The following is a 20769-nucleotide window of genomic DNA, read 5'->3' as shown; positions in this document are numbered from 1 at the left end:
CAGCAATAAAAAGCCGGGTAACCCCGGCTTTTTACTTTTGAAGCAGAGTGTTCCATTCATCAAGATTAGTACAGGGCTTTACCTGAACTGTCTTTTACATTGGCTTTCCATGCAGCACGAATCTGTTCAGTAACGCTTGCAGGCAGTGGAGCGTAATCCAGGTTACCAGCGATAGCGTTGCCATTTTTGTAAGCCCAGTCAAAGAACTTCAGCACTTCGGCACCTTTCTCTGCATTTTCCTGCTTTTTGTAGACCAGGATAAAAGTAGTAGAAGAGATTGGCCATGCATCTGCACCTTTCTGATAAGTCAGGTCCTGAGCAAAGGTTTTACTCCAGTCGGCTTCTTTTGCGCTGTTACTGAAGCTTTTTTGGGTCGGCTCGATTGCTTTACCGTCAGCATCAAACAACTTAGTCCAGGTCAGGTTGTTCTGTTTTGCGTAGGCATATTCAACATAACCAATAGAACCCGGCAGACGCTGTACGAATGCAGCCACGCCATCGTTCCCTTTGCCGCCCAGGCCAGTTGGCCATTTAACGGTGGTGCCTTTACCAACCTGGCTTGCCCAGTCCGGGCTTACTTTGGACAGGTAGCTGGTGAAGACGAAAGAGGTGCCTGAACCGTCTGCACGGCGAACCACATTGATGTTGGTATCCGGCAATTTGGCATTCGGGTTCAGCTTAGTGATTGCCGGGTCATTCCATTTCTTGATTTTACCCAGGTAGATATCACCCAGTGTTTTGCCATCCAGAGTCAGTTCACCTGATTTAATACCCGGGATATTAACGGCCAGAACCACGCCACCAATCACGGTCGGGAACTGGAACAAGCCATTTTTTTCCAGATCAGCATCGCTCATTGGCGCATCAGATGCACCAAAATCGACGGTTTTTGCAATGATTTGTTTGATACCACCTGAAGAACCAATTCCCTGGTAGTTTACCTGAGAACCTGTTTTCTGCTGATATTCTGCAGCCCATTTTGCATAAACCGGCGCTGGGAACGTACCACCGGCACCTGTCAGGTTAGTGGCTGCAAATGCAGTTGTGGTGGACAGAGTCAGAGCGGCGATTACAAGACGGGCTGAAGAGCTAAGCATTGCCATAATTTCTCCCGGAAAAGGTTAGATCAAAAATAATTTTTTAATCGCTGTGTTTTCAGTACCCGGGAAGAATAAGGCGAATTTGTGACAGTTTTGTGTCATTCGTGAACAATTTTCAGAATTTGTTCGGTAAAGCCGAAGGGATATTGGGTTGAGCAAAACAAAAAGGCACGCTCTGGAGCGTGCCTCAATGTGTGATGAAATACAGTAAAATTAACGAGTACCGTATACCACAATGGTTTTACCGTGAGCGGAAATCAGGTTTTGATCTTCCAGCATTTTTAAAATACGGCCCACAGTTTCACGGGAACAGCCAACAATTTGGCCAATTTCCTGACGGGTAATTTTGATTTGCATGCCATCCGGGTGGGTCATTGCATCAGGTTGTTTCGCCAGGTTAAGCAAAGTCTGTGCAATTCGGCCGGTTACATCAAGGAATGCCAGGTTCCCTACTTTTTCAGAAGTGACCTGTAAACGACGTGCCATCTGGGATGAAAGGCGCATCAGAATGTCCGGGTTTACCTGGATCAACTGGCGAAATTTTTTGTATGAAATTTCGGCTACTTCACAGGCTGTTTTTGCACGAACCCAGGCGCTACGCTCCTGGCCTTCTTCAAACAGCCCCAGTTCGCCAATAAAATCGCCTTGATTAAGATAAGAAAGGATCATCTCCTTGCCTTCTTCATCCTTGATAAGCACGGCCACAGAGCCTTTTACGATGTAATACAGCGTTTCTGCTTTCTCGCCCTGATGGATCAGGGTGCTCTTGGATGGATACTTATGAATGTGGCAATGTGACAAGAACCATTCGAGAGTCGGGTCTGTTTGGGGTTTGCCAAGCACCATGCGCGGTTATCCTCTATTATAAACTTGCTCAAAGACAGGGTAGGGCCCTGTTGGCGTTACAACATTAAATCGCCCCATTCCTGAAGCGAGCCATGAGTCGTTTGGTCTGTAATCGCTTTTTCCTCTGTAACAGGTATGACGTCACTGTCAGTCTGTTACATCTTGTTTGTTTTAGCACAGGTTTCCTGAAGTGTCTTCTATTGTCTCGTTTCAGCATGACCTGTGTCGCCTTCCATTGCCTGTTTTGTTAATGCCGCGTAATCTGTTGCGATAACACTTTAGTTGGGAGTAATGAGTATGCAGGCGCGAGTTAAATGGGTTGAAGGTTTAACATTTTTGGGTGAATCCGCCTCAGGCCACCAGGTCCTGATGGATGGTAACTCCGGTGATAAAGCGCCAAGTCCAATGGAAATGGTGCTAATGGCTGCCGGTGGATGCAGTGCCATTGATGTTGTCTCTATTTTACAAAAAGGCCGCCATAATGTGACTGATTGTGAGGTCAAACTGACATCTGAACGCCGGGAAGAAGCGCCGCGTTTGTTTACCACTATCAATTTGCACTTCATCGTTACAGGGAAAGATCTGAAAGATAATGCCGTGGCTCGCGCGGTGGATTTGTCTGCGGAAAAATATTGCTCTGTTGCGTTAATGCTTGGCAAAGCAGCCACCATCACGCACTCATGGGAAGTGGTTGAAGGCTAAGTTTTCATGGCGGGGGCTGTACTTTGCAGCGCCCGCCCGTTCTGTGCCTGTATCAGGCCCCCGCGATTTTTTTCCCTTCAGCCAGGCGTTTGACCAGTGGCGTCATGATTAACTCCATCGCCAGGCCCATCTTCCCACCCGGGACAACTAGTGTATTGATATGAGAAATAAATGACCCTTGCAGCATTGCCAAAAGCCATGGGAAATCGATATCTTCCAGCCCGCGGAAATGAATAACGACAAAACTTTCATCCAGAGAAGGAATCGCTTTGGCTGCAAAGGGGTTGGACGTATCCACGGTAGGCACTCGCTGGAAGTTAAGGTGAGTACGTGAAAACTGGGGTGTAATGTAATTGATGTAATCTTCCATTGAGCGCACCACTGAATCCATCACGGCTTCCCGGGAATGGCCGCGTTCACTGGTGTCCCTTACCAGCTTTTGAATCCACTCGAGGTTAACGATAGGTACCACGCCGACCAGGAGATCAACGTGTTGAGCGACATCACACTCCTGAGTTACCACGCCGCCGTGCAGCCCTTCATAAAACAATACATCTGTGGGTTCAGGCAGCGGTTGCCAGGGGGTAAAGGTACCAGGCACCTGATTCCAGGGAACGGCTTCATCGTAAGTGTGCAGATATTTGCGAGACTGGCCGTTACCCTGCTCGCCGTATTGCCTGAATGTGCGCTCCAGCAAGGCAAAGTCGTTGGCATCTGGCCCGAAATAACTGATATGGCGGCCAAGGTCGCGGGCTTTACGTATTGCCATATCCATTTCCGGGCGGGTATAGCGGTGAAAGCTGTCACCTTCAACTTCGGCAGCCCGCAGATTAAGCTGATTAAATATTTTACGAAAGGCAATGCTGGTTGTCGTGGTACCGGCTCCACTGGAACCGGTAACCGCAATAACAGGGTGCTTGGCTGACATAAACAACCACTCCATCAGTAAGAGGCAATGTGAAACGCACAGTACTGCAGGTTAAAGCAGTATAGTGGTGGATGCCAATACTGTGTGTGACGCCTGTGAATCAGCCCTTAAATTGGGTGCGGGGCATGATATTCACCGTTTCATGCAATTCAGACCAGACCAGAACAGCATCACCCTGTTTCAGTTGCCGTTTTACATCCGCCACTTTTTGAGCAAGTGAGCGCTCCTGCGCGCCATAATCGGTACCTTCACGTAATACAAAGGACTCAATCAGGTTATCAAGCGTATCGGGTGCTATCTGTTGCCAGGGAATGATCATTTTAATTACTTAGATAACGGGTTAACCAACTGGGGATGCGCTTTTCAAGCCACATTTCCGGGCGAGCGACGCTACCACCGATAAACCCGACATGACCACCATGATCGGTGAGTTGGTATTCAATATTTGACGGAAGTAGAGTGCTGTCTGGTATGACATGATGATCCATAAAGGGATCATCCTTTGCGTGAATAATCAGTGTATTTACCGCGATATTCGGCAGATGGGGCATGGCGCTACACTGGCGATAGTAATCCAGTGCGTCGTCAAAACCGTGAATACGGGAAGTAATTAAATCATCAAATTCTCTGATTCGTTTTACTTTGCGTAACCGGGGTAAATCGACAGGGAGTGAACCCGGGTACACAGCCAGTTTCCGGCTGGCATTCGCTTTCAGTAAGTTCAACAGGTAGCGTTGATAAATACGAGAAAAACCCCGCTCCATATGGTAACAACACTGCTCCAGCATAAAGGGGGCTGAGACAATAACTGCTGCATCCAGTGTGCACTGGTTACCTTGTTCTGCCAGCAGGCAGGCCAGCATGTTTCCGCCCAGTGAGTAACCTACCGCTGCTGTGGGTGCTGAACCATAACGCAGGTTCAGCCAGTTAAGAAAGTAACTGGCATCACCAGTGTCACCGGAGTGATAAATCCGCTTTTGGCGATTGGGTGTTCCGCTACAGCCACGAAAATGCATTACGACACCCAACCAGCCCTGTGCTTGCGCTGCTTCTATCATACCGTGGGCATAGGGGCTGTACAGGCTGCCCTCAAGGCCATGAAATACCACCAGCCGGGGTTTATGCAGAGCCTGTTGTGGGTCTTCACTCCATGCAAGATCGACGAAATCGTCGTCCGGAAGCTCCAGCCGCTGCCAAAAAGGGTTGAAGTGCAGGCGCCGGCGAATGAGACGGGGCAGCATCGTTTGTAAATGCGGGTTAGAAAGCCCAGGCATAGGGTGAAAATCCCTCTGACTGTTGTTTTCTTCACTGGCATCGACGGGGGTAATCTGGGTCATAGTTGTAAAACAGGTATCAATTCATTATCGCGCTAATTACTGGCTACTATACCGTGAGTCATGCGTCACGTTTATGTATTTCACGGCATTGATGTAAAAATAACCAACTCATGTTCAATCTGCCAGCAGATTGCGCGAAAACAAGTGAACCGGGATGTTGGGTTTACGCCGCCACAACCGCGCTTTTCGGGCCCCAGTGGCAACACTTTGCCCGGTATCTTCAAACATTCCTGACGCTTCAAAGCGGCGGATCAGGCTTTTACGCTGCACTGGTTGCCCAAGAATGGCTTCGGTGGCTTCCTGCAACTGCGTTTGGGTAAATGTTTCTGGCAGGCAATAGACTGGTAACAGGGAGTACATCGTTTTTTGCCGCAGGCGCTGCAAGGCCGCGGCAATGATTGCGGCGTGGTCAAAAGCCAGTGCTTTGCTTTCCAGATTTGCTACCGGACACCACTGAACATCACTTACTGTTGCAATATGTGGCTGGCAGGCCTCCCAGGCGATGAGTGCAAACCAGGTTGCGGTGATGCTCCAGCCCCTTGGGTCACGGTTCGGCCCGGAGAAGGTTTCCAGTTGTTCCAGCCACGAAGGAGAAATGCCTGTTTTTTCTGCCAGTTTGCGCGCAGCTGTTGCTTGTGTGGAATCATCTTTGTGCAAATCAATAAAACCGCCAGGCAGCCCCCACAGCCCCAGAAAAGGGTGCTGATTACGTTTCACCAGTAATACACAGAGTTGTTTTTCATGCAGAGTGAATAGCACGCTGTCTACCGTGACGATAGGCGAGGGGAAACGACTGGCGTCATAATTTTTCAGGTACTGCTCTTCGCTCTCCACCTTCACTCCTGGCAATAATAACTGTCTCAAAGTCACATTTTACATGGTGCTGCTGTGGAGTGGGTATGTTTTTTTTCTTATATTAATCAATGCATTAATTGTTAATTGTGTCATAGGGACAATTTTTTGCTTGCAATAAAATGTCTTTAGGACAATATTATAACTGTCTTAGGGACATTAATTGGAGGCGGTTATGAATATGACACTGAGTATTTGGCTTGATAACCAGGAGGTTATGGTTGAAACCGGGCGTTTCCCTGACGGTGCTGTTTGGGCAAAAACGCGTACTGAGTTACCTGGTTTTGCTGACAAAATGGTGGTCCGGGCGACAGGGCTTGCCACTATGGATGACTGGATGTTGCTGGCTCAGTCTGTTGATGCTATCCGCCATCAGTGTGATATCCGCTTCAGTCACTTACAACTGGCCTGGCTGGCGTGTGCCCGGCAGGACAGGTATATGCAACCCGGAGACAGCTTCGCGTTACGTATTTTTGCTGACGCACTGAACAGCCTTAACTTTGATAAGATTTTCGTTATTGACCCGCATAGTGCAGCTGCTGCAGCGGCAGTGCGCAACATGGTCATTATTCCTCAGGAAACGGCCTTACTGGCCCATGAGGCATTACGCTCGCAATTGAAGTCTGGCGCATTAATGCTGGTGGCACCTGATGCCGGCGCGCTGAAAAAGATCCATGCCGTTGCCGCAGCCGCCGGAGCAAAAGATTTCGCCATCATGACTAAAAACAGAGATGTGGCGACTGGTGCATTAACCGGGTTTGCACTGGCGAGTGGCGATGTGGCAGGGAAGGACCTGCTGATTGCCGATGACTTGTGTGATGCCGGGGGAACTTTTATTGGGTCTGCCCAGGTGTTGTTAGCGGCAGGAGCTCGTTCAGTCAGTTTGTATGTGACGCACGGTATTTTTTCTAAAGGGGTGGAAAACCTGCTTAGCCAGGGTATTCACCACATTTATACCACCACTTCATTTTCTGCGCAGGCTCCGGCTGATTCACGCCTTTCTGTTGTGGATGTTGACACGTTATTTGTGGCTTAAGGAGATACGGACATGATGATTAACCCTATTCTGGCAATTGATGGCTATAAAGTTTCACACCGTGAGCAATACCCTGAAGGCACAACACGTGTTTACTCGAATTTTACACCCCGCAGCGACCGTTTTTTCCGTTCGCCAGTCGCGGATAACAAGCTGGTCTTTTTTGGCCTGCAGGGCTTTATAAAATGGTTCCTGATAGACATGTTTAACAGCCAGTTTTTCGCACAGCCGGAAGAGCAGGTGGTTAGTGAATACAAAATGCTGATGGACAGTTACCTGGGAAAAGATGCTGTTGATGTTGAACATATTCGGGCATTGCACCGTTTAGGTTATTTGCCCTTGCACATTAAAGGGCTGGACGAAGGCGATAAAATCCCGATGAAAGTGCCGGTATTAACAATTACCAACACCCGGAATGAATTTTTCTGGCTGGTGAATTACCTGGAAACGGTGCTCTCGGCTGAACTGTGGAAAGCATCAACAAACGCTACTATTGCGCACCACTACCACAAAATATGCGCAGCCTGGGCAGAACAAACCTGTGATGACTTTGCTCACCTGGATTTTCAGTGCCATGACTTCTCTTTCCGGGGGATGGCGGGTATGCAGGATGTTGCCCAGGCGGGGTGTGGGCATTTGCTGAGTTTTAAAGGGACTGACAGTATTCCGGCAGTTGTGTATGCCCGACAGTATTATACCGGCAATGATGCTGATTACTTTATTGCAGGCAGTATTCCGGCAACAGAACACAGTGTGATGTGCATGGGTGAAAAAGACCATGAAATTGCTACATTTCGCCGCCTGATTTGTGATTTGTACCCGCAAGGGTTTGTGTCCATCGTATCGGACACCTGGGATTACTGGCAGGTGCTGACAACTTTTACCCGAGAACTTAAAGCCGCCATTATGGCACGGGAAGGCCGAGTGGTTTTCCGCCCGGACAGTGGTGATCCGGTAGAAATTTTATGTGGTACAGGTGCTGATGACGACCAAAGCGCCACGCGTACTCCCCAGGAAAAAGGTTCTGTCGAAGTGTTGTGGGAAATCTTTGGCGGCACGGTGAACAGCAAAGGTTACAAAGTGCTCGATTCCCATGTCGGCCTGATTTATGGCGATTCAATTACCCTGGAGCGTGCCAATGAAATTTTACGCCGCCTTGCAGCAAAAGGTTTTGCCAGCTCCTGTGTTGTTTTTGGCGTTGGTTCATACACCTACCAGTACAACACGCGTGATACATTCGGCTTCGCGATGAAAGCCACCTGGGGAGCGGTAAACGGAACGGGTCGCATGATCTTTAAAGAGCCGAAAACAGACAGCGGCCTGAAACGCTCAGCAAGAGGGCTGTTGAAAGTGGTGCGTAATGAACAAGGCGAGTTATGCCTTTTTGATGAGCAAACCCCAGCACAGGAAGGTGAAGGGGAACTGAAAACCCGCTTTCTGGATGGTAAACAGTATAATGTTGAACACCTTGAGGTACTGCGCCAGCGCCTTGCAGCTCAGCAATAAGACAGTGGTGAATACAAGGCCATCACCCGCTCTTTCCTGAGAACAGTGCACATGAGGTTATACTCATGTGCACGTTTTTTTAGGTCACTCTTGCCCACCAGATAGCATATTTTCGAGTTGTTCCTGCGTATCCAGCCAGGCCATTTCACTCTCTTCCAGTGCGGCTTTCGCTTGTGCCTGTTGTTGCAGGCAGTCAGTGAGGTCCGCTTTACGGCTAATATCATAGATAGCGGTATCTGAAAGCCGGGTTTCCAGGTCACTCAGTTTGCTGTTGAGTTTTTCCATCTCTTTTTCCAGCCGTTCGAGTGTTTTACGTAAAGGTTGGGTTTGAGTACGGAGTTCTGCTTCACGCCGTTTCTGATCTTTACGCGCCTGGGCACTGTTCTGGTTATCTTTAACCGTTTCCTTCAGGTTGTTTTCTTGCCTTTCCTGTTTGTGCTGGTCCAGCGACCATTGCTGGTAATCATCCAGATCCCCATCAAATGGCTCAACGCTGCCATCGTGTACCAGATACAGGTCATCGGTGGTAGTGCGCAGTAAGTGGCGGTCATGGGAAACAACGACCAGTGCGCCCTCAAAGTCAATCAGGGCCTCAGTCAGCGCCTGGCGCATATCCAAATCCAGGTGGTTGGTTGGTTCATCGAGCAGCAACAGGTTAGGACGCTGCCAGACAATTAACGCGAGCACTAAGCGCGCTTTTTCCCCACCAGAGAAACGCAGTGTTGGCTCATTAACCTTATCACCCTGGAAACCAAAACCGCCCAGGTAATCACGCAACGGTTGTTCAAGCACGCCGGGAGCCATTCGCGCCAGGTGCTGTAACGGAGATTCATCTGCGCGTAAGTATTCCAGTTGGTGCTGGGCGAAGTAACCAAGCTTAATGCCTTTCGCCAGGCCAATTTCACCTTGCTGTGGTTCCAAATCACCAGCAAGTAATTTAATCAGTGTCGATTTCCCGGCGCCATTTCGGCCCAGTAAACCAATACGGGAACCCGGAACCAGGTTGAGTTTGATTGAACGCAGAATGGTCTTATCACCATAACCCGCGCTGACATGTTCCATTTTAAGTAATGGCGTTGGCAGGCTTTCGGGTTCGCGAAACTCGAAATGAAATGGGTTATCAACGTGCGCCGGAGCGATTAACTCCATGCGTTCCAGCATCTTGATGCGGCTCTGAGCCTGTTTTGCCTTAGTAGCCTTAGCGCGAAAACGCTCAATATAGCTTTGCAGATGCGCCACACGCAGTTGCTGGCTTTCATATTGCGCCTGCTGCTGGGCGAGACGAGTGGCACGCTGTACTTCAAATGAGGAATAGTTACCGGTGTACTCGAACAACGCTTGTTGTTCAATGTGCAGGATCTTGTCAACAACCGGGTCGAGAAAATCCCGGTCATGGGAAATAAGAATTAGTGTGCCGGTATAGCTTTTTAGCCAACGTTCCAGCCAGACAACCGCTTCCAGGTCCAGGTGGTTGGTGGGTTCATCAAGCAGCAGTAAATCTGATCGGCAAATTAGTGCCTGAGCCAGGTTCAGGCGCATGCGCCAACCACCAGAAAAATCGCTCACTGGTAGTTCAAGCTGCTCATTGGTGAAGCCCAGACCGTGCAATAAGCTTGCTGCGCGTGCGCGAATGGTCCAGGCATCAATGGCATCCAGTTTCCCGTGTACGGTGGCAATGGCATGGCCGTCATCAGCTTCATTAGCGTTTTTTAACGCCTCTTCAAGCTGGCGGTACTCGCGGTCGCCATCAATGACATACTCAATGGCGGGTTCCGGGAGTGCGGGTGTTTCCTGGTTAACCCAGGCCATAGCCCAGTTACCAGGCCAGGTCACGCTACCTGCATCGGCACTGATTTCACTTTTCAGCAGTGATAACAGCGTGGATTTCCCGCAACCATTTTTTCCCACAAGCCCAACTTTCTGCCCGGGGTTGATAGTAGCAGTAGCATTGTCCAGCAGCACGCGGGTGCCGCGGCGAATTTGTAGTGAAGAGAAAACAATCATAGCGCGCCGTATGTTTAGACTATGTTAATTTGTCATTATAATCAGGTAACCTGGGCCGGTATTTGGCCAACCGCGCTGCATGTTAGCCCAAAACAGCACTCAACACGATCCCCGGAGGGTAATGATGTCGCAGCCACCCAAGGTTTTGCTGTTGTACGCCCATCCTGAATTTCACAGTTCGGTGGCGAACAGGGTCCTGCTGGAAGGCGTTTTTCAACTGCCTAACGTGACCGTTCATGACCTTTATGCCCACTATCCTGATTTTTTTATTGATATCCAGCATGAGCAGGCCCTTTTACGTGAGCATGACATCATTGTCTTTCAACATCCTTTGTACACTTACAGTTGCCCGGCCTTACTCAAAGAGTGGCTGGATCGCGTGTTAAGCCGTGGGTTTGCCAGCGGGCAGGGGGGAAATGCACTGGTGGGGAAATACTGGCGCAGTGTGATTACTACTGGTGAGCCGGAAGGTGCGTTCCGGTACGATGGGTTGAACCGTTACCCTCTGAGTGAGATTTTGCGCCCGTTTGAATTAACCGCCGCTTTGTGCCGGATGCACTGGTTAAACCCCTTTGTCATCTACTGGGCCCGACGGTTACCCGCTGATGAACTTGCCAGCCATGCCCGGGCGTATGTCGAATGGTTGTCTTCGCCGTTTCACCAGGGAGGAATTTGATGCATCAACCCGATCTCCTTGTTGCCGGAGTGGTGTTCCTTCTGGCGGCGGTAGTCGCTGTGCCACTTGCCGCCCGCCTTGGTATTGGTGCGGTACTGGGGTACCTGTTAGCAGGGGTCACTATTGGTCCCTGGGGGCTGGGGATGATTAGCGATGTCGATGAGATATTGCACTTCTCAGAACTTGGTGTGGTTTTCCTGATGTTTTTGGTAGGGCTTGAATTAAACCCCGCACAACTCTGGCGGTTACGGCGTTCCATCTTCGGTGCCGGAACCTTGCAGGTGGTGATTAGTGCAGTGATCCTGGGTGGCTTGTTGATGCTAAGCCGCTTTTCTTTGCCCGCCGCTGTTATCGGTGGCATCGGGCTTGCTATGTCATCAACAGCAATGGCGTTGCAGTTGATGCGCGAAAAAGGCATGAAACGCAGCGAGGGAGGGCAACTGGGTTTCTCGGTTTTGCTCTTTCAGGATATGGCGGTTATTCCGGCGCTGGCGCTGGTTCCTTTATTGGCTGGCAGTGAAGGGCAGGCGCCTGACTGGTTCAAATTCGGCATTAAGGTGGTGGCGTTTGCTGGCATGCTGGTGGGCGGGCGTTATTTACTTCGCCCGGTCTTTCGCATTATTGCCGCATCGGGTGTTCGCGAAGTGTTTACTGCTGCAGCGTTGCTACTTGTTCTTGGCGCTGCGTTGTTTATGGACCTTCTGGGTGCTTCCATGGCACTGGGGACTTTCATTGCGGGAATACTGCTGGCGGAAAGTGAATACCGCCATGAGCTCGAAAGTGCCATTGAACCCTTCAAAGGGTTGCTGTTAGGGCTGTTTTTTATTTCGGTTGGCATGGTGCTTAACCTGGGTGTGCTTTATACCCACTGGTTATGGATATTGGTCAGTGTGGCACTTCTGGTCAGCATCAAAATGGCTGTACTGTATGCGTTGGCTCACTGGCGAGGTTTGCGTTCTTCTGAGCGGGCTCAGTTTGCGGGCGTGTTAAGCCAGGGGGGCGAGTTTGCTTTTGTCCTGTTTTCTGCGGCGTCAGCACAGCATATTTTTGCTGGCAATCAGATGGCCTTGTTATTGGTGACGGTCACACTTTCCATGATGACCACACCACTACTAATGCGGGTGATTGATAATGTGCTGGTGCGCCGTTTTAACCAGCCCGTAACTGACAGTGATGAGCGCCCCTGGGTTGAAGACGACCATCCTCAGGTCATTATTGTTGGTTTTGGCCGGTTTGGGCAGGTTATCGGGCGCTTATTGATGGCGAATAAGATGCGTATCACTGTTCTGGAACGTGATATCAGCGCTGTTAATATCATGCGGAAATATGATTATAAGGTGTATTACGGTGATGCGACGGATGCAGAGTTGTTACGTGCTGCAGGGGCTGAAAATGCACAGTCTATTGTTATTACCTGCAATGAGCCGGAGGACACGATGAAAATCGTGCACCTGTGCCAGAAACATTTTCCACATTTAGCTATCCTGGCGCGGGCGCGGGGGCGCGTTGAGGCTCATGAGCTATTACAGGCTGGAGTCACGCAATTTTCCCGCGAAACATTTTCCAGTGCGCTGGAGTTGGGTAAAAAAGCGCTGATCTCGCTGGGAATGCATCCTCATCAGGCTTTGCGAGCGCAATTACATTTTCGTCGCCTGGATATGCGTATGTTACGTGAGTTGATGCCTGTGCATACCGATACTGCGCAAATCTCGCGGGTGAAAGAAGCGCGCAGGGAACTGGAAGAGATATTTCAGCGTGAATTACAACGAGAGCGTCATCAGTTGGATGGCTGGGACGAATTTGAATAACAAGGTGAGTAATGGCTGTACGTAAACGTTTTATTGCGGGTGCGGTGTGCCCGCAGTGCCAGGCGCAAGATTCACTGGCTATGTGGCGCGAAAATAATGTCGATATTGTTGCCTGCGTGAAATGTGGTCACCAGATGCGTGAGGCCGATAAACAGGCGCGTGAGCAATTGCGTGAACACGAGCAAGTCATAGGGATTTTTCATCCGGACTAGCGATACGCGTCAGCTTTCTTTAAGCTATTGGGTACACCGGCGTGAATTTCAGCTACAATTCGCGCCAGTTTTTTCCCCACGTTCAGGAGATATCATGAAAGTAGCAAAAGACCTGGTGGTCAGCCTGGCCTATCAGGTACGTACAGAAGACGGTGTGTTAGTTGATGAGTCTCCGGTAAGCGCGCCGCTTGACTATCTGCACGGTCATGGGTCGCTGATCTCTGGCCTGGAAAATGCGCTGGACGGCCATGAAGTGGGTGATCGCTTTGATGTCAGCGTTGGCGCAAACGACGCTTACGGTCAGTATGATGAAAATCTGGTACAGCGCGTACCGAAAGATGTTTTCATGGGTGTTGATGAGCTTGAAGTTGGGATGCGTTTCCTGGCTGAAACCGATCAGGGCCCGGTACCGGTTGAAATCACTGCTGTGGAAGATGACCACGTTGTGGTTGACGGTAACCATATGCTGGCTGGCCAGAATTTGAAATTCAATGTGGAAGTTGTCGCTGTGCGTGAAGCAACGGCAGAAGAACTGGCTCACGGTCACGTTCATGGCGCTCATGATCACCATCATGATCACGACCACGACCACGAAGGTTGCTGTGGTGGTCATGGCCATGACCACGAACATGGCAAAGGTGGTTGTGGTAACGGCGGGTGTGGTTGCCACTAATCCACATAGCAGCAAAAAAGGGCGCAGTGGCGCCCTTTTTTAATACTGGTTTCTGCGGTTTCTGTTAATAGTGTGGCGGCGGTGTTTCTTCCGCCTGTGATGCCAGCATTGAAGGCTGGCTTGCCTTCAGTTTTTCCACCAGTAAACGAATGTGCTCACGCAACCTGGCAAGTTCCAGTTCATGGCTGGAAACAGCCTGGTTAAGAGCCTCAATAGTGAATTCCTGAAATGCCAGCCGGCTTTCTAACTCCTCCAGGCGTTTTTCTGTCTCTGTGCTTTGCATACGGTTCTCCCGGAATTTGAGCCCGCTCAGGGCAATATGCGGGGGATTGTACTTGAATTATGGCGCAAATACCGCCTGTCCTGGTTATGACATTAATTTACACAAAAATAAGTCAGAATTTGGCGCAATAACCGCGTTAGAGATTGTGCTGCTTTCTTTCCCGACGTTATAGTACGTCGCTCTGTTAGTTTAATTTCTTAACCCTGGGGTGTGACGCCCTGCCCGGAGATAATGGATGAAATCACTGTTTAAAGCCACGCTGCTGGCAACCACCATGGCGATGGCACTGAATACACCTCTGGTATCTGCAGCAACGACCTCTGCGGAACAAGGGGCTGCGGCAAAAGCCGACCAGAGTGCTGCAAAATTCAAAGATGACGACCAGCAGGCAGCATATGCGCTGGGTGCATCTCTGGGCCGCTACATGGATAACTCCCTTAAAGAGCAGGAAAAACTGGGTATTAAGCTGGATAAAGCGCAACTGATTGCCGGGGTACAGGATGCATTCGCTGATAAGAGCAAACTGTCTGATCAGGAAATCGAAGAAACGCTGAAAGGGTTTGAAACCCGCGTGAAAACTGCCGCTCAGGCAAAAATGGAAAAAGACGCGAAAGAAAATGAAGACAAAGGTACTGCATACCGTACGGCTTTCGCAAAAGAGAAAGGGGTTAAAACCACTAAGTCTGGCCTGATGTATCTGGTTGAGAAAGCAGGCTCAGGTGAAGCGCCGAAAGATACGGACACCGTGGTTGTTAACTACAAAGGTACACTGATTGACGGGAAAGAGTTCGACAACTCTTATACTCGTGGTGAACCGCTTTCTTTCCGCCTGGATGGCGTAATCCCTGGCTGGACAGAAGGGCTGAAGCACATCAAGAAAGGCGGCAAAATTAAACTGGTTATTCCGCCAGACCTGGCTTATGGCAAAACAGGCGTTCCGGGGATCCCGGCAAATTCTACACTGGTGTTTGATGTCGAATTGCTGGATATCAAGCCAGCACCGAAGAATGATGACAAGGCTGCAGACGCCAAAGCAGACGATGCCAGCGCAGCAGCAAGCAAGTAATCAGGCAATTAATCAGGCAATATTGAAACCGTCGCCACGCAGGCGGCGGTTTTTCATTGGAACCAGGATATAATAAAAACTGGCACAGGCGTGCTGCGCTGTATTACTTTATGGGCTTGCGCAATGTATTAAGAATGAGTCTGCCCTACGATAATAATGACCATCATCGCGACAGACTCCGTGGAAAAGGTGGTGTTTCTTCATGTCCAACTCGCTTCTAACCAACGAAACCAGTGAGCTTGATTTACTGGATCAACGTCCTTTTGAGCAGACAGATCTTGATATCCTTAAGTCATATGAGGCTGTTGTTGACGGGTTGGCAATGCTCATCGGTTCCCACTGCGAAATTGTTCTGCATTCTCTTCAGGATTTGAAGTGCTCAGCAGTGCGTATTGCCAATGGCGAACATACCGGGCGTAAAATTGGCTCACCAATTACAGATTTAGCTCTGCGTATGTTGCATGACATGACAGGTGCAGATAGTAGCGTCTCTCGCTGCTACTTTACGCGGGCGAAAAGCGGTGTGCTGATGAAGTCGGTCACGATTGCGATTCGTAATCGGGAACATCGTGTTATTGGGTTGTTGTGCATCAACATGAACCTGGATGTTCCGTTCTCCCAGATAATGAGCACTTTTGTGCCGCCGGAGACGCAAGAAGAATCGTCTTCTGTTAATTTTGCATCTTCAGTTGAAGATCTGGTAATGCAAACACTTGAATTCACGATTGAAGAAGTCAATGCAGACCGTTCAGTTTCGAACAATGCCAAGAACCGGCAAATCGTTCTTAATCTGTATGAAAAAGGGATTTTCGACATCAAAGATGCCATCAATCAGGTGGCAGACCGCCTGAATATTTCTAAACATACCGTCTATTTATATATTCGCCAGTTTAAGAGTGGCGACTTTCAGACTCAGGACAGGTAATGCGTTTTGCTTTAATGGTTACTGGACCCGCTTATGGCACGCAACAGGCAACGACAGCCTGGTGTTTTGCTAATGCGCTACTGGATTCAGGGCATGTACTGGACAGCGTCTTTTTTTATCGGGAAGGCATACTGAACGGTAACCAACTGGTGTCTCCAGCTTCAGATGAATTCGATTTGGTGCGGGCGTGGCAGAAAATGGCTTTGCAACAGGGCGTTGCTCTGAATATTTGTGTCGCCGCGGCATTACGGCGTGGTGTGGTTGATGAGCCAGAGGCCATTCGCCTTGGTCTGGGCTGCCATAATTTACTCGACGGTTTTCAGTTGAGTGGCCTGGGGGCGTTAGCTGAAGCGGCATTAACCTGTGACCGCGTGGTGCAGTTCTGATGAAGCGTATTGCTTTTGTGTTTACCCAGCCACCACATGGTTCTTCTGCCGGGCGAGAAGGGCTTGATGCATTGCTGGCAACCTCTGCAGTCAGTGATGACCCGGGGGTGTTCTTCATGGGGGATGGTGTTCTGCAATTACTGGCAGGGCAACAGCCAGGAGTCATTTATTCGCGTGACTACATTTCAACATTTAAGGTGTTACCGCTCTATGACATCACATCTTGTTGGGTGTGCAGTGATTCGTTAAAGGCCTGCGGGCTTACACCACAGGGTGTGGAATTGATACTGCCAGCCGCAATTGAGCCTGCTGATGTATTACGCACCCACCTTGAACAGTACGATGTTGTGCTGACTTTCTGAGGCACTATGCTGCATACACTCTTTAATTCTCCGGGCCAAATCGACCTGCCATTGCTAAAACGCAACCTTCGGGAAGGCGATGCTCTTCTGCTGTTGCAGGATGGCGTCTACGCAGCCATAGAAGGCAGTGCGGCTTTTGCAGAGTTGCAAACTTGCCCCGCCTCTTTCTATGTGCTCGAAGATGACGTGCAGGCCCGCGGAATTTCTGGTCAAATATCAACCAGTATTGCCAGGGTTAGCTATAATGATTTTGTCATACTGGCAGTGAAACATAAGAATCAGATGGCCTGGTAATAACATAGTGACTGTATAATTCTTGACACCCTTTCTGCCGGGCCCTAAAATTCTGCGTCCTCATATTGTATGAGGCCGTTTTATTACGTGTTTACGAAGCAAAAGTTAAAACCAGGAGCTATTTAATGGCAACAGTTAACCAGCTGGTACGCAAACCACGTGCACGCAAAGTTGTTAAAAGCAACGTGCCTGCACTGGAAGCTTGCCCGCAAAAACGTGGTGTATGTACTCGCGTATATACTACCACTCCGAAAAAACCGAACTCCGCACTGCGTAAAGTATGCCGTGTTCGTCTGACTAACGGTTTCGAAGTGACTTCCTACATCGGTGGTGAAGGTCATAACCTGCAGGAACACTCCGTGATCCTGATTCGTGGTGGTCGTGTTAAAGACCTCCCGGGTGTTCGTTACCACACCGTACGTGGTGCGCTTGACTGCTCCGGCGTTAAAGACCGTAAGCAATCTCGTTCCAAATACGGCGTTAAACGTCCTAAGGCTTAATGGATCTCCGTTAAGTAAGGCCAAACGTTTTATTTTAATGTCAAACTAAACTCGTAGAGTTTTGGACAATCCTGAATTAACAACGGAGTATTTCCATGCCACGTCGTCGCGTCATTGGTCAGCGTAAAATTCTGCCGGATCCGAAGTTCGGATCAGAACTGCTGGCTAAATTTGTAAATATCCTGATGGTAGATGGTAAAAAATCTACTGCAGAAACTATCGTATACAGCGCGCTGGAGACCCTGGCTCAGCGCTCTGGTAAAACTGAACTGGAAGCTTTCGAAGTAGCTCTCGAAAACGTGCGCCCGACTGTCGAAGTTAAGTCTCGCCGCGTTGGTGGTTCTACTTATCAGGTACCAGTTGAAGTTCGCCCGGTTCGTCGTAATGCTCTGGCAATGCGTTGGATCGTTGAAGCTGCTCGTAAACGCGGTGATAAATCCATGGCTTTGCGTCTTGCAAACGAACTGTCTGATGCTGCAGAAAACAAAGGTACTGCAGTGAAAAAACGTGAAGACGTTCATCGCATGGCTGAAGCCAACAAGGCGTTCGCTCACTACCGCTGGTAATCCCGCGTTAGTGTTAGTTCCAGGTGGGCGCTATAACTTTATTGTTGCGCCCACTCTGGGTAACTTAACTTGAACGTCCCAGGATATAGAGGAATCAAATGGCTCGTACAACACCCATTGCACGCTACCGTAACATTGGTATCAGTGCACACATCGACGCCGGTAAAACTACCACTACCGAACGTATTCTGTTCTACACCGGTGTAAACCACAAAATCGGTGAAGTTCATGACGGCGCCGCTACTATGGACTGGATGGCGCAGGAGCAGGAACGTGGTATCACCATCACTTCCGCTGCTACTACCGCGTTCTGGTCTGGTATGGCGAAGCAGTATGAACCGCACCGTATCAACATCATCGACACCCCAGGGCACGTTGACTTCACTATCGAAGTAGAACGTTCCATGCGTGTTCTTGACGGTGCGGTAATGGTTTACTGCGCAGTTGGTGGTGTTCAGCCGCAGTCTGAAACCGTTTGGCGTCAGGCTAACAAATATAAAGTTCCGCGCATTGCGTTCGTTAACAAAATGGACCGTATGGGTGCGAACTATCTGAAAGTTGTTGAACAGATTAAAACCCGTCTGGGTGCTAACCCTGTTCCGTTGCAGCTGGCTATTGGTGCTGAAGAAGCATTCACCGGTGTTGTTGACCTGGTGAAAATGAAAGCTATCAACTGGAATGAAGCAGACCAGGGCGTGACCTTCACTTATGAAGATATCCCGGCAGACATGCAGGACCTGGCTGACGAATGGCACCAGAACCTGCTGGAATCCGCAGCTGAAGCATCTGAAGAGCTGATGGAAAAATACCTGGGTGGTGAAGATCTGACTGAAGAAGAGATTAAAGGCGCTCTTCGTCAGCGTGTTCTGAGCAACGAAATTATCCTGGTTACCTGTGGTTCTGCATTTAAGAACAAAGGTGTTCAGGCAATGCTGGATGCGGTAGTTGATTACCTGCCGTCTCCGACTGACGTACCGGCAATCAACGGTATGCTGGATGACGGTAAAGATACTCCGGCAGAGCGTCACGCAAGTGATGACGAGCCGTTCTCTGCTCTGGCATTTAAAATCGCTACCGACCCGTTTGTTGGTAACCTGACGTTCTTCCGCGTGTACTCTGGTGTGGTTAACTCTGGTGACACCGTACTGAACTCCGTGAAAGCTGCACGTGAACGTTTCGGTCGTATCGTTCAGATGCACGCCAACAAACGTGAAGAAATCAAAGAAGTACGTGCAGGTGACATTGCTGCGGCAATCGGCCTGAAAGACGTAATCACTGGTGACACCCTGTGTGATCCGGATAATGCAATTATCCTGGAACGTATGGAGTTCCCAGAACCGGTTATTTCTATCGCTGTAGAACCGAAAACCAAAGCTGACCAGGAAAAAATGGGTCTGGCTCTGGGCCGTCTGGCGAAAGAAGACCCGTCTTTCCGCGTATGGACAGATGAAGAATCTAACCAGACTATCATTGCTGGTATGGGTGAGTTGCACCTCGATATCATCGTTGACCGTATGAAACGTGAATTCAACGTTGAAGCAAATGTGGGTAAACCGCAGGTTGCTTACCGTGAAGCGATTCGCGAGACCGTTAAAGATATCGAAGGTAAACACGCCAAACAGTCCGGTGGTCGTGGTCAGTATGGTCACGTTGTCATCGACCTGTACCCGCTGGAACCAGGCTCTAACCCGAAAGGTTATGAGTTCGTCAACGACATCAAGGGTGGTGTAATTCCTGGCGAATACATCCCTGCCGTTGATAAAGGTATTCAGGAACAGCTGAAGTCTGGTCCTCTGGCTGGTTACCCGGTAGTGGATATCGGTGTGCGTCTGCACTTCGGTTCTTACCACGACGTTGACTCCTCCGAGCTGGCGTTTAAACTGGCGGCATCTCTGGCCTTTAAAGATGGCTTTAAGAAAGCAAAACCTGTTCTGCTTGAGCCTATCATGAAGGTTGAAGTTGAATCGCCTGAAGAGAACACTGGTGACGTTATCGGTGACTTGAGCCGCCGCCGTGGTGTGCTGCGTGGTCAGGAATCTAACGCGACTGGCGTTATCATTCATGCTGAAGTTCCGCTGTCTGAAATGTTTGGATATGCAACTCAGCTGCGTTCTCTGACCAAAGGTCGTGCTTCATACTCTATGGAGTTCCTGAAGTACGATGATGCGCCGAACAACGTCGCTCAGGCCGTAATCGAAGCCCGTGGTAAATAAGCCTCAGGGTTAACACAAAGTCCAGCGCTCCTTCTGCGGGAGGAGCGCAATAGTAAGGAATATAGCCGTGTCTAAAGAAAAATTTGAACGTACAAAACCGCACGTCAACGTCGGTACTATCGGTCACGTTGACCATGGTAAAACAACCCTGACTGCTGCAATCACTACCGTTCTGGCAAAAACCTACGGTGGTTCCGCTCGCGCATTCGACCAGATCGATAACGCACCGGAAGAAAAAGCACGTGGTATCACCATCAACACTTCTCACGTTGAATACGATACCCCGACCCGCCACTACGCGCACGTAGACTGCCCAGGCCACGCCGACTATGTTAAAAACATGATCACTGGTGCTGCTCAGATGGACGGCGCTATCCTGGTTGTTGCTGCGACTGACGGCCCGATGCCGCAGACTCGTGAGCACATCCTGCTGGGTCGTCAGGTTGGCGTTCCTTTCATCATCGTGTTCCTGAACAAATGTGACATGGTTGATG

24 protein-coding genes are annotated in these 20769 nt (G+C 49.7%); 16 read left to right on the top strand and 8 right to left on the bottom strand.

The features are described from left to right. Positions 1 to 65: 65 nt before the first annotated feature. Positions 66 to 1103 carry a phosphate ABC transporter substrate-binding protein PstS gene (pstS, locus tag DT73_RS15500; RefSeq protein WP_036111133.1) on the bottom strand — a complete coding sequence of 346 codons (1038 nt, stop codon included), beginning with the start codon at positions 1101 to 1103 and terminating at the stop codon, positions 66 to 68. A 210-nt stretch (positions 1104 to 1313) separates the two neighbouring features. Continuing rightward, entirely contained in the window at positions 1314 to 1946 is a 633-nt protein-coding gene (crp, locus tag DT73_RS15495; protein WP_000242758.1) for a cAMP-activated global transcriptional regulator CRP, read from the bottom strand. A 297-nt stretch (positions 1947 to 2243) separates the two neighbouring features. On the opposite strand from crp, the gene DT73_RS15490 reads away from it, so the two are divergent. Beyond that, positions 2244 to 2648, top strand: coding sequence for an OsmC family protein (locus tag DT73_RS15490; RefSeq protein WP_036111126.1), 405 nt, complete (start codon positions 2244 to 2246; stop codon positions 2646 to 2648). Positions 2649 to 2700: 52 nt separating this feature from the next. On the opposite strand, the gene DT73_RS15485 is transcribed toward DT73_RS15490, so the two are convergent. The 4 genes from DT73_RS15485 to DT73_RS15470 all read right to left on the bottom strand — a co-directional run bounded on the left by DT73_RS15485 (position 2701) and on the right by DT73_RS15470 (position 5747). Next, positions 2701 to 3576: a phosphoribulokinase gene (locus DT73_RS15485; protein ID WP_036111124.1), complete on the bottom strand. Its 876-nt coding sequence runs from the start codon at positions 3574 to 3576 to the stop codon at positions 2701 to 2703. A 100-nt stretch (positions 3577 to 3676) separates the two neighbouring features. Next, positions 3677 to 3895: a YheU family protein gene (locus tag DT73_RS15480; RefSeq protein WP_036111121.1), complete on the bottom strand. Its 219-nt coding sequence runs from the start codon at positions 3893 to 3895 to the stop codon at positions 3677 to 3679. Position 3896: 1 nt separating this feature from the next. After that, the gene (locus tag DT73_RS15475; RefSeq protein WP_036111118.1) at positions 3897 to 4913 is read right to left on the bottom strand and encodes a hydrolase; all 1017 of its coding nucleotides are present in this window, start codon (positions 4911 to 4913) and stop codon (positions 3897 to 3899) included. 114 nt (positions 4914 to 5027) lie between these two features. Beyond that, on the bottom strand, positions 5028 to 5747 hold the full coding sequence (locus tag DT73_RS15470) for an NUDIX domain-containing protein (RefSeq protein WP_036111117.1): 720 nt from the start codon (positions 5745 to 5747) through the stop codon (positions 5028 to 5030). A 193-nt stretch (positions 5748 to 5940) separates the two neighbouring features. Here DT73_RS15470 and prs point away from each other — a divergent pair, with 193 nt between their 5' ends. After that, a complete protein-coding gene (gene prs, locus DT73_RS15465; RefSeq protein WP_036111115.1) occupies positions 5941 to 6801 on the top strand; it encodes a ribose-phosphate diphosphokinase in 861 nt (286 codons plus the stop codon). Positions 6802 to 6813: 12 nt separating this feature from the next. After that, complete coding sequence (locus DT73_RS15460; RefSeq protein WP_036111112.1) at positions 6814 to 8307, top strand: nicotinate phosphoribosyltransferase; 1494 nt, start codon at positions 6814 to 6816, stop codon at positions 8305 to 8307. 84 nt (positions 8308 to 8391) lie between these two features. Here the strand turns inward: DT73_RS15460 and DT73_RS15455 are convergent, their stop codons facing one another. After that, complete coding sequence (locus tag DT73_RS15455; protein ID WP_036111108.1) at positions 8392 to 10311, bottom strand: ABC transporter ATP-binding protein; 1920 nt, start codon at positions 10309 to 10311, stop codon at positions 8392 to 8394. A 121-nt stretch (positions 10312 to 10432) separates the two neighbouring features. Here DT73_RS15455 and kefG point away from each other — a divergent pair, with 121 nt between their 5' ends. The 4 genes from kefG to slyD all read left to right on the top strand — a co-directional run bounded on the left by kefG (position 10433) and on the right by slyD (position 13680). Beyond that, positions 10433 to 10987, top strand: a complete 555-nt coding sequence (kefG, locus tag DT73_RS15450) for a glutathione-regulated potassium-efflux system ancillary protein KefG (protein ID WP_110027975.1) — start codon at positions 10433 to 10435, stop codon at positions 10985 to 10987. Beyond that, on the top strand, positions 10987 to 12795 hold the full coding sequence (gene kefB, locus DT73_RS15445) for a glutathione-regulated potassium-efflux system protein KefB (protein ID WP_036111101.1): 1809 nt from the start codon (positions 10987 to 10989) through the stop codon (positions 12793 to 12795). The genes kefG and kefB overlap by 1 nt, the downstream gene beginning before the upstream one ends. Positions 12796 to 12806: 11 nt before the next feature. Then, positions 12807 to 13007, top strand: coding sequence for a YheV family putative zinc ribbon protein (locus DT73_RS15440; RefSeq protein WP_036111098.1), 201 nt, complete (start codon positions 12807 to 12809; stop codon positions 13005 to 13007). Between the two features lie 94 nt (positions 13008 to 13101). Then, on the top strand, positions 13102 to 13680 hold the full coding sequence (slyD, locus tag DT73_RS15435; RefSeq protein ID WP_036111095.1) for a peptidylprolyl isomerase: 579 nt from the start codon (positions 13102 to 13104) through the stop codon (positions 13678 to 13680). A gap of 64 nt (positions 13681 to 13744) precedes the next feature. Here slyD and DT73_RS15430 read toward each other — a convergent pair whose 3' ends face one another. Further along, the gene (locus tag DT73_RS15430; protein WP_036111092.1) at positions 13745 to 13963 is read right to left on the bottom strand and encodes a SlyX family protein; all 219 of its coding nucleotides are present in this window, start codon (positions 13961 to 13963) and stop codon (positions 13745 to 13747) included. Between the two features lie 235 nt (positions 13964 to 14198). Here DT73_RS15430 and fkpA point away from each other — a divergent pair, with 235 nt between their 5' ends. The 9 genes from fkpA to DT73_RS15385 form a co-directional block, all read left to right on the top strand. Next, positions 14199 to 15029, top strand: coding sequence for an FKBP-type peptidyl-prolyl cis-trans isomerase (gene fkpA / locus DT73_RS15425; protein ID WP_036111089.1), 831 nt, complete (start codon positions 14199 to 14201; stop codon positions 15027 to 15029). Positions 15030 to 15231: 202 nt separating this feature from the next. Beyond that, positions 15232 to 15954, top strand: a complete 723-nt coding sequence (locus DT73_RS15420) for a transcriptional regulator (RefSeq protein WP_036111085.1) — start codon at positions 15232 to 15234, stop codon at positions 15952 to 15954. Then, positions 15954 to 16340, top strand: coding sequence for a sulfurtransferase complex subunit TusD (tusD, locus tag DT73_RS15415; RefSeq protein WP_036111082.1), 387 nt, complete (start codon positions 15954 to 15956; stop codon positions 16338 to 16340). The genes DT73_RS15420 and tusD overlap by 1 nt, the downstream gene beginning before the upstream one ends. After that, positions 16340 to 16702 (top strand): sulfurtransferase complex subunit TusC, encoded by a 363-nt coding sequence (gene tusC, locus DT73_RS15410; protein ID WP_036111080.1) that lies wholly within the window; start codon positions 16340 to 16342, stop codon positions 16700 to 16702. The genes tusD and tusC overlap by 1 nt, the downstream gene beginning before the upstream one ends. Positions 16703 to 16708: 6 nt before the next feature. Continuing rightward, on the top strand, positions 16709 to 16996 hold the full coding sequence (gene tusB / locus DT73_RS15405) for a sulfurtransferase complex subunit TusB (protein WP_036111077.1): 288 nt from the start codon (positions 16709 to 16711) through the stop codon (positions 16994 to 16996). 125 nt (positions 16997 to 17121) lie between these two features. After that, positions 17122 to 17496 (top strand): 30S ribosomal protein S12, encoded by a 375-nt coding sequence (gene rpsL / locus DT73_RS15400; RefSeq protein WP_036111075.1) that lies wholly within the window; start codon positions 17122 to 17124, stop codon positions 17494 to 17496. A gap of 95 nt (positions 17497 to 17591) precedes the next feature. Continuing rightward, positions 17592 to 18062, top strand: a complete 471-nt coding sequence (gene rpsG, locus DT73_RS15395) for a 30S ribosomal protein S7 (protein ID WP_036111072.1) — start codon at positions 17592 to 17594, stop codon at positions 18060 to 18062. A 98-nt stretch (positions 18063 to 18160) separates the two neighbouring features. Next, a complete protein-coding gene (gene fusA / locus DT73_RS15390) occupies positions 18161 to 20275 on the top strand; it encodes an elongation factor G (protein ID WP_036111069.1) in 2115 nt (704 codons plus the stop codon). Positions 20276 to 20342: 67 nt separating this feature from the next. Continuing rightward, on the top strand, positions 20343 to 20769 hold a 427-nt coding region (locus tag DT73_RS15385; RefSeq protein ID WP_036111066.1), incomplete at its 3' end, for a GTP-binding protein.

Source organism: Mangrovibacter sp. MFB070 (assembly GCF_000705335.1).
GTDB classification, from domain to species: Bacteria; Pseudomonadota; Gammaproteobacteria; order Enterobacterales; family Enterobacteriaceae; genus Mangrovibacter; species Mangrovibacter plantisponsor.
Note: the sequence above shows the minus strand (reverse complement) of the source record. Positions and strands in the feature narration are given on the sequence as shown.

What these genes read in the sequence shown, in the direction of transcription:
- pstS (WP_036111133.1), bottom strand. Translation starts at nt 1,103, where the DNA reads ATGGCAATGCTTAGCTCTTCAGCCCGTCTTGTAATCGCCGCTCTGACT.
- crp (WP_000242758.1), bottom strand. Translation starts at nt 1,946, where the DNA reads ATGGTGCTTGGCAAACCCCAAACAGACCCGACTCTCGAATGGTTCTTG.
- DT73_RS15490 (WP_036111126.1), top strand. Translation starts at nt 2,244, where the DNA reads ATGCAGGCGCGAGTTAAATGGGTTGAAGGTTTAACATTTTTGGGTGAA.
- DT73_RS15485 (WP_036111124.1), bottom strand. Translation starts at nt 3,576, where the DNA reads ATGTCAGCCAAGCACCCTGTTATTGCGGTTACCGGTTCCAGTGGAGCC.
- DT73_RS15480 (WP_036111121.1), bottom strand. Translation starts at nt 3,895, where the DNA reads ATGATCATTCCCTGGCAACAGATAGCACCCGATACGCTTGATAACCTG.
- DT73_RS15475 (WP_036111118.1), bottom strand. Translation starts at nt 4,913, where the DNA reads ATGACCCAGATTACCCCCGTCGATGCCAGTGAAGAAAACAACAGTCAG.
- prs (WP_036111115.1), top strand. Translation starts at nt 5,941, where the DNA reads ATGAATATGACACTGAGTATTTGGCTTGATAACCAGGAGGTTATGGTT.
- DT73_RS15460 (WP_036111112.1), top strand. Translation starts at nt 6,814, where the DNA reads ATGATGATTAACCCTATTCTGGCAATTGATGGCTATAAAGTTTCACAC.
- DT73_RS15455 (WP_036111108.1), bottom strand. Translation starts at nt 10,311, where the DNA reads ATGATTGTTTTCTCTTCACTACAAATTCGCCGCGGCACCCGCGTGCTG.
- kefG (WP_110027975.1), top strand. Translation starts at nt 10,433, where the DNA reads ATGATGTCGCAGCCACCCAAGGTTTTGCTGTTGTACGCCCATCCTGAA.
- kefB (WP_036111101.1), top strand. Translation starts at nt 10,987, where the DNA reads ATGCATCAACCCGATCTCCTTGTTGCCGGAGTGGTGTTCCTTCTGGCG.
- DT73_RS15440 (WP_036111098.1), top strand. Translation starts at nt 12,807, where the DNA reads ATGGCTGTACGTAAACGTTTTATTGCGGGTGCGGTGTGCCCGCAGTGC.
- slyD (WP_036111095.1), top strand. Translation starts at nt 13,102, where the DNA reads ATGAAAGTAGCAAAAGACCTGGTGGTCAGCCTGGCCTATCAGGTACGT.
- DT73_RS15430 (WP_036111092.1), bottom strand. Translation starts at nt 13,963, where the DNA reads ATGCAAAGCACAGAGACAGAAAAACGCCTGGAGGAGTTAGAAAGCCGG.
- fkpA (WP_036111089.1), top strand. Translation starts at nt 14,199, where the DNA reads ATGAAATCACTGTTTAAAGCCACGCTGCTGGCAACCACCATGGCGATG.
- DT73_RS15420 (WP_036111085.1), top strand. Translation starts at nt 15,232, where the DNA reads ATGTCCAACTCGCTTCTAACCAACGAAACCAGTGAGCTTGATTTACTG.
- tusD (WP_036111082.1), top strand. Translation starts at nt 15,954, where the DNA reads ATGCGTTTTGCTTTAATGGTTACTGGACCCGCTTATGGCACGCAACAG.
- tusC (WP_036111080.1), top strand. Translation starts at nt 16,340, where the DNA reads ATGAAGCGTATTGCTTTTGTGTTTACCCAGCCACCACATGGTTCTTCT.
- tusB (WP_036111077.1), top strand. Translation starts at nt 16,709, where the DNA reads ATGCTGCATACACTCTTTAATTCTCCGGGCCAAATCGACCTGCCATTG.
- rpsL (WP_036111075.1), top strand. Translation starts at nt 17,122, where the DNA reads ATGGCAACAGTTAACCAGCTGGTACGCAAACCACGTGCACGCAAAGTT.
- rpsG (WP_036111072.1), top strand. Translation starts at nt 17,592, where the DNA reads ATGCCACGTCGTCGCGTCATTGGTCAGCGTAAAATTCTGCCGGATCCG.
- fusA (WP_036111069.1), top strand. Translation starts at nt 18,161, where the DNA reads ATGGCTCGTACAACACCCATTGCACGCTACCGTAACATTGGTATCAGT.